General features: G+C 66.9%; 11 protein-coding genes. 6 read left to right on the top strand and 5 right to left on the bottom strand.

The annotated features are described in order from the left end of the window. The first annotated feature begins 8 nt into the window (after positions 1-8). Complete coding sequence (locus ACIA8C_RS37465; protein WP_397143201.1) at positions 9-815, top strand: class I SAM-dependent methyltransferase; 807 nt, start codon at positions 9-11, stop codon at positions 813-815. A 49-nt stretch (positions 816-864) separates the two neighbouring features. Here ACIA8C_RS37465 and ACIA8C_RS37460 read toward each other — a convergent pair whose 3' ends face one another. Then, complete coding sequence (locus tag ACIA8C_RS37460) at positions 865-1,470, bottom strand: class I SAM-dependent methyltransferase (RefSeq protein ID WP_397143199.1); 606 nt, start codon at positions 1,468-1,470, stop codon at positions 865-867. A 124-nt stretch (positions 1,471-1,594) separates the two neighbouring features. After that, positions 1,595-4,579, bottom strand: coding sequence for an AMP-binding protein (locus ACIA8C_RS37455; RefSeq protein WP_397143197.1), 2,985 nt, complete (start codon positions 4,577-4,579; stop codon positions 1,595-1,597). 592 nt (positions 4,580-5,171) lie between these two features. Between ACIA8C_RS37455 and ACIA8C_RS37450 the strand changes: the two genes are divergently transcribed. The 4 genes from ACIA8C_RS37450 to idi all read left to right on the top strand — a co-directional run bounded on the left by ACIA8C_RS37450 (position 5,172) and on the right by idi (position 9,754). Then, positions 5,172-6,578 (top strand): family 2B encapsulin nanocompartment shell protein, encoded by a 1,407-nt coding sequence (locus ACIA8C_RS37450; RefSeq protein WP_397143195.1) that lies wholly within the window; start codon positions 5,172-5,174, stop codon positions 6,576-6,578. A gap of 509 nt (positions 6,579-7,087) precedes the next feature. Further along, complete coding sequence (locus tag ACIA8C_RS37445; protein WP_397143236.1) at positions 7,088-8,245, top strand: family 2 encapsulin nanocompartment cargo protein terpene cyclase; 1,158 nt, start codon at positions 7,088-7,090, stop codon at positions 8,243-8,245. 67 nt (positions 8,246-8,312) lie between these two features. Further along, a complete protein-coding gene (locus tag ACIA8C_RS37440; RefSeq protein ID WP_397143193.1) occupies positions 8,313-9,185 on the top strand; it encodes a geranyl diphosphate 2-C-methyltransferase in 873 nt (290 codons plus the stop codon). Then, entirely contained in the window at positions 9,182-9,754 is a 573-nt protein-coding gene (gene idi / locus ACIA8C_RS37435; RefSeq protein ID WP_397143191.1) for an isopentenyl-diphosphate Delta-isomerase, read from the top strand. Before ACIA8C_RS37440 ends, idi begins: the two co-directional genes overlap by 4 nt. Here the strand turns inward: idi and ACIA8C_RS37430 are convergent. Next, positions 9,732-10,247 (bottom strand): hypothetical protein, encoded by a 516-nt coding sequence (locus ACIA8C_RS37430; protein ID WP_397143189.1) that lies wholly within the window; start codon positions 10,245-10,247, stop codon positions 9,732-9,734. The genes idi and ACIA8C_RS37430 overlap by 23 nt on opposite strands. Positions 10,248-10,511: 264 nt before the next feature. Between ACIA8C_RS37430 and ACIA8C_RS37425 the strand changes: the two genes are divergently transcribed. Continuing rightward, entirely contained in the window at positions 10,512-10,862 is a 351-nt protein-coding gene (locus ACIA8C_RS37425) for a hypothetical protein (protein ID WP_397143187.1), read from the top strand. Positions 10,863-10,907: 45 nt separating this feature from the next. Here the strand turns inward: ACIA8C_RS37425 and ACIA8C_RS37420 are convergent, their stop codons facing one another. Further along, the gene (locus tag ACIA8C_RS37420; RefSeq protein WP_397143185.1) at positions 10,908-11,648 is read right to left on the bottom strand and encodes an aspartate/glutamate racemase family protein; all 741 of its coding nucleotides are present in this window, start codon (positions 11,646-11,648) and stop codon (positions 10,908-10,910) included. Then, a complete protein-coding gene (locus ACIA8C_RS37415) occupies positions 11,648-13,165 on the bottom strand; it encodes an NCS1 family nucleobase:cation symporter-1 (protein ID WP_397143183.1) in 1,518 nt (505 codons plus the stop codon). Before ACIA8C_RS37415 ends, ACIA8C_RS37420 begins: the two co-directional genes overlap by 1 nt. Between the last annotated feature and the right edge of the window lie 39 nt (positions 13,166-13,204).

Below are 13,204 nucleotides of genomic sequence, written 5' to 3'. Positions count from 1 at the left end.
ACTCTCGAATGACACAAGTCGAACTGTCCGGGGTGCCCGAGACCGCGTTGTGGACGCTGCGTAACCGGGCCGAGGAGGCGCTGCGGCCGGATTCCGGCTACACGGATACCGAGGCGGTCCGGCTCTACCGGGCGCTGGCCGGGGAGGACTTCGAGCGGTTCGGGCCACCGAGCCAGGTGCACTCGCTCCGGGCGACAGTGATCGACAAGATCATCGTGGACTTTCTCGCCACCCACCCCGCCGGGCCGGTGGTCGCGCTCGGGGAGGGGCTGCAAACGACCTACTGGCGCTTGGACGAACCGGAGGTCGCCTGGTTCTCGGTCGACCTGCCGGAGATGATCGACGCGCAGCAGCGGCTGCTACCGCCGGCACCGGGAATCACCCGGCTGGCTTACTCGGCACTGGACCGATCCTGGTTCGGGCACGTGCCGCCCGGGCCCGCGGTGATCACCGCCGAAGGCCTGTTCATGTACCTGCCGCCCGGCCAGATCCGCGCGCTGATCGCGGACCTGGCCAGGCACTTCCCCGGCGGCGTCCTCCTCTATGACTCCATCCCGCGTGTGTTCAGCGCGCTGACAATGCAGGGCAGAGTACGGCTCAGCGACCGGTACATTCCCCCGCCGATGCCGACCAGCCAGTCTCTTCGCCAGGCGCGTCGGCTGCCCGGTCGAATCCCGGGAGTTGTTGCCGCCGAAGACCTGATCCCGCCGCGTGGACGGGGCCGATGGGCTTCCCCGGCGCTGCGCTGGGTCGCGAATGCCCCGGTCGCCCGCGCGCTACGGCCCTCGCTCACCCTGCTCCGTTTCGGGGAGTGATACCTGCGGGTCCCGCCCGGCATCGCATCGGTGAGAAGGTGTGTGGCGGTTAGCTATTGGCGTTGAGGACGTAGAGCTTTTCGCGGCCGCCCGCGATCAGTTCCTGTCGTACTACCCGGGCGGCGTAGGGGCGGAAGAACTCGTCGAGGGTGGTTTCGGTGAATCGGTGGGCTTGAGCGCCGTCGCCCGCGTTGGTGAAACGCTGACCGATGGCGGCGAGCACACGGTTGTTGCTGCTGGACATGTTGCGTACGGGTTCGGCGATGATCACCTGTTTACGGGCGGCGGACAGCATTCGATCGAGGACGGGGGTGGCCTGGGGCAGGAAGTGGTAGAGGCTGGCCTGCATCACGACGTAGTCGGCTTCGGGCAGCGGGGCATCGGAGGTCAGGTTCCAGACCTTGCCCTGGCCGCCCGCCTTGGTGAGGGTGGTGACGAACCTTTTGTTGCGGTCGAGACCCGTATAGTCGACCGACTTCTGCCGCAGATAACGGGTGTAGAGCGTCGCGGGTCCGCAGCACAGATCGACCACACTGGCACCCGCCGGCACGAGCCCCTCGACCGCGCGGTACCGATCCGGGTAGTACCGGCCGTACAGCGCACGGATCAGCAGCTCATAGACGGTGGCGTTGCGATAGATAAGGCTCGTACTCACCAAGTACTCCTGACAAATCGGACAGCAACGTCAGCGTGGGATGGTACGGCGCGAACCGCCTGCGCGCGCGACCCGGTCGAGCCGCCGAACTGGTGAATCCGGCGGCTCGACAACTCGATTCGCGTCAGCTGTCGCCGAGGATCTTGGGTGCGTCGTCCTCGGTGAGGATCTCGTAGGCGTCGGAAGCCCGGTTGTACCACCAGGTGTCGGGTCCGGGCGCCGGACGTCCCGCCGCCTGCACCGCGCGGGTGGACGGCCGGAACGAGGAACTGCGCGGTATCTCGTCCACCACGTAGACCAGATCGGGCCGCTGGTCGGGCTCGAGCGCGCGCAGCGCCTCGGTCACATCCTTCGGCTCCAGCCGGAAACCCTTGCGCACGGACACCGCGGCGACGGCGATGCAGGGTTTACCCAGCCCGTCGGCCGCCGTCCCTCGAGGATCATCGATCTCCAACCCGTAGGCGACCTCCATATCGACCCCGGTGATGTCGTTGAGAACATCGACGATCGGCTGCCCGTACACCGGCCCGCGCAGGGTCCGAATCACAGTGTCCTTGCGGTCGATCAGCCAGTAGTCGCCGTCGCTGTCGCGGCGGAACAGATTCTCCGTCGGCATCCACGAGTCGCCGGGCGCGAACACACCGCGCAGCCCGCCCGCGGAGATGTCCACCCCGTCGGAGGCCTTGCCGAGCATCAACCCGACCTCGTTGTCCGCGCAACGCCGGGCGTAGCCCGAACCGTCGACCAGGATCTCCTCGGTGATCGGGTCGTAGGCGACCAGTTCCACCCTGGCGGTGCCCGGCACCGGCCTGCCCTTGCAGCCGCGCTTGACGCTCTTCACATTGGCCAGCACCACGTCGCCTTCGATGGAGGCGTAGAACTCCAGCACCCGGGCCGGGTCGAACTGCTCGGTGGTGCGCCGCCACAAACCCGCGGGCATCCCGGAACCGATGAACAGCCGGATCGGATGACGATGCCCCTTCGGGAACACCTCGGCGTCGAGGATGTCGCGCAGCATCGTCCAGGTGTAGGTGACGACGGTGACGCCGTAGCGGTGCACCTCCTCGGCGAACTGCGCCGGATCCAGCGAACGCGCCAGCGCGATCCGGCTACCACCCGCGATCGCACCGCCGAGACTCACCAGCAGCCCGGACGAATGATGGAGCGGCGCAAGGCAATACACCGTGTCCCTGCGGTCGAGATCGGCGGTGGTCGCGGTGCCGAAGGCGGACAGCGCCCAGCGGTGGTTGCTGATGTACTTGGTCTCCAGCCGGTCGCCGGTGCCGGTGACGAGCACGAACGCCAGCTCACGCGCCAACCCGGGATCGGCCCGATACCAAGCGGGCAGTCGCACCCGCGCCGGATCGATCTGCTCGAGGTCGATCACCTTGTCGCTCAATGGAATACCGAGCTGACGGGCATCACCACCGCCGAGCACCAGCACACGCGCGCCGGTGCCAACCGCCTGCCGCAGGTTCTCCGGATCCGCGACAACCGTATCGACGCCGGTGATTTCGAGCGCACGGACGAGCTCGCTTCCCGGGGCGAGCAGCACCGCCACCGCGCCGAGCCGGGACAGCGCGGCGATCGTCGCCAACGCACTCGGCCTGGTCTCCATGATCACGCCGACCCGCATCGCGGGCCGGATACCGACCGAGACCAGCCCACGCACCACATTGTCGATGCGGACGTTGACCGCGGCGTTGGTGTGCACCCGATCCTCGAACAGGAACAGGTCTTTCAGCGGTGCGCGCCTGCCCTGCTCGGCGATCAGCCTGCCCAGCGAGATGCGGGTGTGCGGCTGGATCATGCCGAGCCTGGTCAGTCGCGGCAGCGCCCGCGCGGCCTCACCGGCCAGCTCGACCGAACCGCGGACGGTGTTGCTCGCGATGCCTTCCAGCGCCTTGCCGACGCCCGCGCCCGCCTCGGCCAGCGTCGCGGCGGTGTGCACCACGCGGGTGGCCGCCGAGCGCGGCCGGTTCGAGTCGACGTGCTCGGCCATCGGATGGATCTCCGGCGGCAGCGTCTTGTCGCGTTCGAGCCAGTCGATCCACTGCCGCACCAGCGGCCAGGTGTGGTTGGTCGCGGTGCTGCCCGCCACCAGGCCGAAATGCCCGGCGATCAGGTTGGCCTCGTACACCTCCGCGTTCGGCGCGGCCCGCACGATGCCGCGCACCGCCGCGGGCTGGCCGATGTCGTCGACCTCGCCGACGAACGCGAGGATCGGGCACTTCAGCTCGGCCAGCGACACCGGCTGATCGCGAATCACGAAGCCGCCCAGCATCAACCGGTTGTGCGCGACGAACTGCTTGAGCAGATCGGCGGCGGCCGGACCGGCGTAGCCGACCCAGCCGTCATTGTTCAGGAACCGGCGCTGGCGCTCCTTGGGCAGCAGCGCCTCCCGGTCGTGCAGCTGCCGCAGGAAGTCGATCCTGGCCTTGGCCGTCTTCATCGGGTCGAGCAGCTGGAAGCCGATGCGCACCATGGAATCGGTGATCGGCAGCCGGGTAACCACATGGTCGGCCAGGAAGTCCGCGACGTCGGACACCATCCCGTAGGGCAGCCCGAACGGCATGCCCGCGACCACGTCGACGGGACTGCCGAACGTCACGATGCTCTGCACGCCCTTGCCGTACCGGTAGGCGGCGACCTGGTAGGCGAACATGCCGCCCTGCGAGTAGCCCATCAGGTGCACGGCGCTGCCGGTCGCCTCGGTCACCGCGTCGATCGCGCTGCTGACCGCGAGGACATGGTCGGCGAGGTCACGCTGCCAGCCGCCCTCCTCGCTGGCGGGCGAGCCGAAATCGACCACCCAGCAATCAATTCCGCCGCGCTGCAGGATGCCGACGGCACCGTCCTCGACGTTCACGTCCCAGATGTCGGCGTTCACCATCAGCGGCGGCACCAGCAGCGCGACAGGCCGGCCCGGGGTGGTGTCGTCGGGGAAGTAGTGCCGCAGCCGGTACATCCGCCTTCTCTCGACCACCTCGAACGGGGACGACTCGACATCGTGGGTCAGCCCGCCGAAGCGGATGACCTCGAGGCCGTTCTGCGCGGTTGCCATCAACCGCTGCACCGATCCGACCAAATCCTTCGCACTGAACTTCAAGATCGCTCCTGGCCCTACCCTAGAACGTGACCCTCATCATCCGCATCCGCGTACACCGCCGAAGGGATTCCCTTCGGCCCCCTGGAAGTGCGCTGCGATGTGTTCTGACGAGCTTCCCATACCGCGTGTCCATTATGGGGCCGCTGTGACACGATCCATGCACGTTATGCGGGGTCAGTAGCCGATTACCACCAGATTCACCGGCGGCGAAAGCGGCGGATCGGAGTTTGTGGGCCGTTCTCCCGGCACCAATGCCGGTGTGGCCGGAGCACACGGTAGCTATCCGACGGCGATCTGTCCGCGATTCCCGCATTCCGCCCGCGGAAGTTATGTCCCGGCTATTCGATCGGCAGCGTGTCGTAACCATCCGCCACGGCATCCGCGATTTCCCTGCGTGCGACCCGGTCACCGGCCTACGATCGATGCCGACTGGAACACACTGTCGCGTAAGCCATTTCGCTTGAGTAACGGAATTCACGGGCCGTCTCGCCCGCCTGTTCGCTGTGCCGAAATAGCCGTCTCTTGACCAACCATCGCCACGTGTCGCGCCTGCTCGGCTCGGCGCGATCACCTGCCGAGGTGAGGACAACGCATGACCATCGAGATGCCGGTCCATACGGAAAACAACGTACGCAAAAGCCTCAGCACCAGCGCCGCGGCCAAGCTCACGCACACCACCAAATCCGAACCACAGATGCAGGGCATCAGCTCCCGCTGGCTCACCCGGATGCTGCCGTGGACACAGGTCAAAGGCGGTGTGTACCGAGTGAACCGACGGCTCACGCACACCGTCGGCAACGGCGAGGTCGAATTCGACGTGGACGGCCCGCAGGCCAGGGTCATTCCGTCGGAATTACGTGAGCTGCCCGCATTGCGCGACTTCGACGACGAGGAGGTGTTGCACGCCCTCGCGCAACGATTCCAGCAACACGATCTGGCGCCGGGCAGCATAGTCGCCGAATTCGGTAATCCGATGCATCAGGTCGTCCTGGTCGTGCACGGCAAGCTGAGCAAGAACGGTTCCGGCGAATACAACGAACACACCATGCTCGGTATTCTCGCGGGCGGCAATTACTTCGGCGACCAGATCCTCACTGATCCGCACGCGAGCTGGCCGGTCACCGTCAAAACCGTCACCAGGACAACCCTGCTGGTACTCCCCCGCCAAGCCCTGCACGACCTGCTCGGCAACGCTCCGCGGCTACGTGAGCAACTGACCAGAATGGCCGAGGCGCCGGCCCACCCGCAGAACACCAAGGGCGAGGCCGCCATCGAGATCGCCTCCGGCCACGTCGGGGAGCCGCTGCTGACCGGAACGTTCGTCGACTACGACGCAGCGCCACGCGAGTACGAGCTCAGCCTGGCGCAGAGCGTGCTCCGGGTGCACACCCGCGTCGCCGATCTGTTCAACGACCCGATGGACCAGGTCCAGCAGCAACTGCGCCTCACCGTCGAGGCACTCTACGAGCGGCGCGAGCACGATCTGGTCAACAGTCCCGAGTTCGGGCTGCTGCACAACTGCGACCTGAAGCAGCGCATCTCGACCGCGTCCGGCCCACCAACCCCCGACGACATGGACGAGCTGCTCAGCATGCGGCGCAGCACCAAACTCTTTCTGGCACACCCGAAAGCGATCGCCGCGTTCGGGCGCGAATGCAGCAGGCGCGGCCTGTATCCGGATCCCGTCGACGTCGACGGCCACCGGGTGCCCGCCTGGCGCGGCGTGCCGATCTTCCCGTGCGGCAAGCTCGCGGTCAGTCCGACCCAGACCACCTCGATCCTCGCCATGCGCACCGGCGAGCAGGATCAGGGTGTGGTCGGCCTGCACCAGACCGGCATTCCGGACGAGTACGAGCCGAGCCTCAATGTCCGCTTCAAGGGTATCGACGACCAGTCGATCATTTCTTACCTGGTCAGCTGCTATTACTCGGCCGCCGTGCTGGTGCCGGACGCACTCGGCTCGCTCGACAATGTCCTGGTCGCTCGGCAAACGGACTGATGGGGGAATGAGCCATGTCGATGCTTTCGCGCACCCTGGCGTTGCCCGCTACGCACGAGGTCGCCACCGCCGTCGCCGCACTGCTATCAGACCTCGGTGGCGGCGCACCAATAGCGTTGGCGCACACCGATTTATCCCCACCAGACGGGACCGGGGCACCTGTGCCGGATCGGCCAGGAGCACCCCCGCTGGCCGGGCCCGAGGCACCTGTACCGGGGAGACACGGAGCACCCGCGATGGACAGGCCCGCGATACCCACGGCGGCCGGGCACGCAATCCCTATGGCGCAAGCGGCCGAAATACCCACGGCGCAAGCACTCGGGACACCCGCGCCGAGCGGGCACGCAGCACCCACGACGCAAGCGCCTGAGACTCCCGCCCCGGAGCGGAAGCGGATTCTCGGCCCGACCGGACTCGGCACCGCGACGCTGCTGCTCACGCCACCTGAAGTCACGGCGGGAACGGTTGTCCCGCCGGTTATTTCGACGACAGCATCGGCCCCACCGCGCGTGACGGCCGCCACCCCGGTCCCTGCCATCGTCGAGCAAAGTGCCACGCCGACGGACGCGGCAACGGTGACAGCACCTGTGCGGCCCGACCAGCCGACCACCCAGGTCGAACGCCGCATCCCCACCGGCCCAACCGGATTGGGCACCGCATCGACCCGCCACGGCAGCACCGATACCTCGATTCCCACGCTCTACTGCCCGCCACCGATGCGCGACGACCCGGCGCTCGCCGCCACCGTCAACGAGCGAATCCTCGCCTGGGCCAGCTCGATCGGCCTCTACGAGGGCAAGACGGACGATCTGCGAGACGCCGACTTCGGCCGGTTGATCATGCTCGCGCACCCCGACTGCGACGACCCGGACCGGCTGCTCGCCGCGGCGAAATGCGCGGTCACCGAGTGGGCGATCGACGACTACTACTGTGACGCCGATGCCGACGACACCGCACCGGACGGCACACCGTCGAGCGCCGAGGCCGAACTCGGCCCGAGGCTCGAACTGGCCGCTGCCGCAATAGATCCCGTCCATCTGCCCGCCCGCTACGCCGCACGCCTCGAACAAGCGATGGAAGCGGACCCGATCCTGCGCGCGTTCCGCAGCGGCTTCGCGCACGTGGCCGAGTACGCCACCCCCGCACAGGTGGCCCGGCTGCGCACGGAGATCGCGGGCTGGTTCATCGCGCTCGGCGCCGAAGCGGGCTGGCGGCAGGCCGGCCGAAAGCCGCAGGCCTGGGAGTACCTCGCCAACCGGCAGCCGCACAGCTTCCTACCGTGCATGGCGCCCATCGATGTGGTCGGTGGCTACGAACTTCAGGCCGCTGAATACACCGATCCCAGGGTGCGCCGGGTGATCACCACGGCCGCCCTCGCCAGCCAGCTGGTGAACGACCTCTACTCGATGGCCCGCGAAGATCGCTCCGACGGCAGAGAATTCAACCTCCCGACGGTTCTGGTCGCCGAAGAAGGCTGCACCCGGCGCGAAGCGGTGCTGCGCACGGCCGAACTGCACGACGAACTGATGCACCGGTTCGAGCTGGAAGCGGCGCCGCTCGCCGCCTTCGGATCCGCCGAACTACGGCGACATCTCACCGGCGTCTGGGCCTGGCTTGGCGGCAGCCGCGCCTGGCACGCCGACAGCAAGCGCTACTCCGACGCGTAGCTACACCTCGAAAGCTGTGACACCGCCAGGCAATAGACCGTGCTGCAACGAGAGAGGGTGCATTGTCATGACCATTCTCAATCCCGACACCGACGCCGTGCTGCAGACCAGCTACCAGAAATCCGTTGCCGCGTACTGGAACAACAACCCCAACGACGACCGGGTCAACACGAAACTCGGTGAGGTGGACGGTCTTTACCACCACCACTACGGCATCGGCGCACCCGATCTCTCGGTGCTGAGCGGGCCCGAGGACACCCGGCAGGACCGAATCGTCAAGGAACTGCACCGCTTGGAGACCGCGCAGGCCAGGCTGCTCCTCGACCACCTCGGCACGGTGCACCCGGACCAGCGCCTGATGGACGGCGGATCCGGCCGTGGCGGAACCAGTTTCATGGCAAATCAGCGATTCGGCTGCCAAGTCGACGGCGTCACCATCTCCGAGTACCAGGTCCGCTTCGCCAACGAGCAGGCCACCAAGCGCGGGGTGGCCGACCAGGTGCGGTTCCATTTCCGGAACATGCTGGAGACCGGCTTCGAGCCGTGGTCGATGCGCGGCATCTGGACCAACGAGACCACCATGTACGTCGACCTGTCCGACCTGTTCCACGAATTCTCCCGGCTGCTCGAGCCCGGCGGCCGCTACGTGTGCATCACCGGCTGCTCCAACGACGTCACCGGTGGCCGCTCGTCCTCGGTCAGCTGGATCGACGCGCACTACGGCTGCATGATCCATCCGCGCAGCGAATACTTCCGCGCCATGGCCGAGCACAACCTGGTCCCGATCGACGTGATCGACCTCACCGCCGCCACCATCCCCTACTGGGAGCTGCGCACGAAATCCGAGCTCGCGACGGGTGTCGAGCGGCCGTTCCTGACCGCCTATCAGGAGGGCAGTTTCCAATACCTGCTGATCGCCGCAGATAAGGTGGGCAGGTGACCGAGACCTACGCCCAGGCGACTACCGACCGCGAGGCCCTGCCCGTCGAGCTCGTCGATGACGCGGGGCACGCGATCGGTACCTGCCCGGTATCGCAGGCACATCAGGCGCCCGGGCGGCTACATCGCGCGTTCTCGGTGCTGCTGTTCGACGACGCGGGGCGGGTGCTGCTGCAGCGGCGGGCCGCGGTGAAGACGCGCTTTCCGTCGCAGTGGGCCAACACCTGCTGCGGCCACCCCGCGCCCGGTGAACCCGTCGCGGCGGCCGCCGCGGTACGCCTGGCCGAGGAGATGGGCCTCACCGCCTCGTTCACCGAGGTCGGCGTTTATCGCTACCGCGCCGAGGACCCGTCGACCGGCCGCGTCGAGTTCGAATGGGACCACGTGCTGCTCGGCGAGCTCACCGCGGGTGTGCCGCGTCCCGACCCGGCCGAGGTCGCCGACTACGCCTGGATCGAGCTCGGCGCACTGCGCGACGCGATGGCCGCCGATCCGGCGGCCTACACACCGTGGCTGGCCGGCGTGCTCGAGCTCGCCGAGCGGGCGCTCACTGAAACGTGGCAGCGCTGAGCCGTCCGACACCGGTGCGCACTCCTGGACCGAGGCAGCCGCCGACCATCGCGGGCGTCATCTCGTAGTCGGCGGTGATCCGGACCTTGCTGCCCTGACCGAGCCCGTCGACAACGTCCAGGGTGCCGATCGTCGGCTGCTGCATGGTCACCGGCCATGGCCCCCATAATCTGCTCGTCTCGCCGTTCGACCAGAGCACGTCGACGGTGATCGGGCCGTCCGCCGGACGCATGCAGTCCGACGTCGCGATGTGGGTGCCGGTGAAGGTGCCGCCGGTGATGCCATCGGGCCCGCCGGTGCAGTCGCGGAGCACGCCGACGGAGGTGAAGGTGAGCACGTGCGGTGTCATATCGATCGCGCCGTCCGCCGCCGTCCAGCGGAAGTCGCCGTTCGCGCAGCTGCCCGCGGGCGGCAGCGCGGAAGCGACGGGAATATCGAACGGGGCGAGCAATGCCGTGGCTACGACAGCGCTGGTGGCGATCTTCCCGAGCATCGACAACCTCTTCTCGCGGGCGGTGGACCTGCAGAAACGGGTGGATCCGAGCACGGTGAGACTCCCATACCGTCCGTGTGGTTCTAGTCCGACACACTCGGGACCGAGCCTGGATTGGTCCAATGGGGAACATCCATAAATGCGCATATCTAAGTAAGACAATGTGCTAAACCCTGAGAGAAATCATAGGAACGGCACAGGCTATGACCAGGTCGGCCTTGCATTGTGGGATGCGTTGGAGTTGTCCGCGAAGTGAGGTGTGCGATGGTCGAAATCGAGGTCACGGGTACGACCGTGACGATCCAGGTGGTCGGTGGGCATCAGGTACTCGCCCTGCGTGAGCACATCAGCTTCGACCTGGCGAACATCACCGCGGTCACCAGGGCCGAGGTCGATCGGCGCCCGCCGTGGGTGCGTGCGCCGGGCACCTTCTTCCCCGGGGTGATCGCGGCGGGCACATTCCGAGGCAAGGGCCGTAAAGAGTTCTGGGACACCAGATTCGACGGACGCGCACTGCGCTTCGAGCTGGCAGGCGCCCCCTTCACCCGGATCGTCGTCGATGTCGACGACCCGGACCGCATCCTGCGCGCCCTCCAGACCGCCGTCGCCGCCTAACCAGCACCGCCGCACCACTTTTGAAACCAGTGCTGGTGCGGGAAGTCACGAGTGGCGCGGGCGGCCGAAGCTACGCAGCAGGCCGGTGTACGGCTTGGCCGGCGGTGTGGCGAACTCTCCCCTACCGGACTTGCGCAGGCCGAGCGTGACCAGCGATTGCACGATCAGCGTCGCAGCGGCGACCCCATCGATCACCGGCACCCCGATCTCGTCGCGAATATGCGCACACAGATCCGCCATACCCGCGCAGCCGAGCACGATGGCGTCGGAACCGTCGACGTCCACGGCTTCCCGGCAGGCCTCGGTGACGATCTTACGGGCGTCCGGGTCCGTATCCAGCGCGAGTACCGGTAGCTCACAGGCATGGATGCCGAGGCAGAACCGTTGCCGCCCATAGCGTTCCACTAGATCACCGGCTCGTCCGATGGTTCGGCTCAACGTCGTGACGACGCTGAACCCGCGACCGAGATGACCGGCCGCCTGCATCGCCGCCTCGGCAATGCCGATCACCGGCCCGCTCGCCAGCTCGCGCGCGGCGTCCAAGCCGGGATCGCCGAAGCACGCGATCACATAACCGTCGACACTCTCCTCCTCGCCGCGCCGGATGGCCGCGAGAATCCCTGGGACGCTGAGTGCTTCGTCGTAGTGACTCTCGATCGACGCGGGCCCCATCTCGGCGGTCACCGCGTCGAGCAGTGTGCCAGGACCCGCGACGGCCTTGGCACACTGCTCGATCGTGTCGGTCATCGCCCGGGTCGTGTTCGGGTTGACCACACGGATCCGCATCAGGCAGGTACTCCCTTCACCGCCAACCTCGTTCGGGTGGCGAGGACGTAGTAGACGGCGAAGCCGAGACCACAGCCGATGAACCAGCTGTACTGCGCGGCGGTGTACATGCCGGTGATGTCCTTGGCCAGCACCGGGATCACCGCGACAACGGCGCCGATCGCGGTGGCGATGACCGCCGCCGGGTTGTATCCCTTGCTATACCAATAGCTTCCGGTCATCGACATGGTGAACAGGTCGTCCACCACCACGTGCTGCTTACGCACCAGGTAGTAGTCGGCGATGAGCACGCCGAACAGCGGGCCGATGAACGCGCCGAGCACCTCGAGGGTGTAGTGGATGACCTCGGGGTTGTTGTACAGGTTCCACGGGGTGATCAACACTGAGCCGACCGCGGCGATCATGCCGCCCGCGCGCCAGCTGATCCGCTGCGGATTCACGTGCGAGAAGTCGAAGGCGGGCGAGATGAAGTTCGCGACGATGTTGATGCCGACAGTGGCGACGGTAAAGGTCAAGGCGCCCAATACGATCGCGAAGGTGCTGTCGATCCGCGCAACGGTAGCCACCGGGTCGGTGATCAGCTCGCCGTACACCGGCACCGTCAGCGAGGCGGTAATCACCACGAGCAGCGAGAACAGCAGGAAGTTGACCGGGAGACCGAGCAGGTTGCCACGGCGAACAGCGGCGAAAGTCTTTCCGTAGCGGGAGAAGTCGCCGAAGTTCAGCATCGGCCCGGAGAAGTAGGACACCACCAGCGCGATGGCGCCGAGCATCACCGGCAGCGAGTCCCAGCCCGTGTACTTCACGTCGCCGAGGTTCAGATCGATGGCGCCCCAACCCGCTTCGGCGATCAGGTACCCACAGAGCAGGAACATCACCACGTAGACCGCGGGCCCGCAGAAGTCGATGAACTTACGGATGGATTCCATGCCGCGCCAGAACACGCACGCCTGGACCACCCACAGCGCCAGGTAACTCCCCCACCCGAGCAGCGAAAGCCCCAGGAAGCCATAGTCATCGACCACCGCGTACGGCGCCAGGCCCGGAAAGAGCTTGACCAGAACCACATCCAGCGCCGCCGAGGCCAGGAAGGTCTGGATCCCGTACCAGGCCACCGCGATCAAACCGCGGATGATGGCGGGAATGTTCGCACCGATCACCCCGAAGGCGCTGCGGCACATGACCGGATACGGCACGCCGGTCACCTGGCTCGGCTTGGCGACCAGGTTGCAGAAGAAGTAGACGATGGTGATGCCGATCAGCAAGGCCGCGAGCACCTGCCAGCTGGCCAGGCCGAGCGCGAACAGGCTGCCCGCGGTGACGTAACCGCCGACGCTGTGCACGTCCGACATCCAGAAGGCGAAAATGTTGTAGGAGCCCCAGCTCTGCTTGGTCAGCGGCGCGAGGTCCGCATTGGTGAGCCGTGGGTCGTAGCCGGGCTTATACGGCGCTGCGGTGTCGGGAACTGCGACAACAGTCGGTGCTGCGACGCTCGGTGCCGCGATGGTCTCGGTCATGTTTTTCCCATCCGGGAGGTGAAACTGTGATCGAAACGA

Source organism: Nocardia sp. NPDC051321 (assembly GCF_044455225.1).
Taxonomy (GTDB): Bacteria; Actinomycetota; Actinomycetes; order Mycobacteriales; family Mycobacteriaceae; genus Nocardia.
The sequence above is the reverse complement of the archived record's forward strand: the minus strand, read 5'-3'. Positions and strand labels throughout refer to the sequence as shown.

Bases quoted from the DNA above. Each gene is read 5' to 3' on its own strand.
- ACIA8C_RS37465 (WP_397143201.1), top strand. From the start codon at position 9: ATGACACAAGTCGAACTGTCCGGGGTGCCCGAGACCGCGTTGTGGACG.
- ACIA8C_RS37450 (WP_397143195.1), top strand. From the start codon at position 5,172: ATGACCATCGAGATGCCGGTCCATACGGAAAACAACGTACGCAAAAGC.
- ACIA8C_RS37440 (WP_397143193.1), top strand. From the start codon at position 8,313: ATGACCATTCTCAATCCCGACACCGACGCCGTGCTGCAGACCAGCTAC.
- ACIA8C_RS37430 (WP_397143189.1), bottom strand. From the start codon at position 10,247: ATGCTCGGGAAGATCGCCACCAGCGCTGTCGTAGCCACGGCATTGCTC.
- ACIA8C_RS37425 (WP_397143187.1), top strand. From the start codon at position 10,512: ATGGTCGAAATCGAGGTCACGGGTACGACCGTGACGATCCAGGTGGTC.
- ACIA8C_RS37420 (WP_397143185.1), bottom strand. From the start codon at position 11,648: ATGCGGATCCGTGTGGTCAACCCGAACACGACCCGGGCGATGACCGAC.
- ACIA8C_RS37415 (WP_397143183.1), bottom strand. From the start codon at position 13,165: ATGACCGAGACCATCGCGGCACCGAGCGTCGCAGCACCGACTGTTGTC.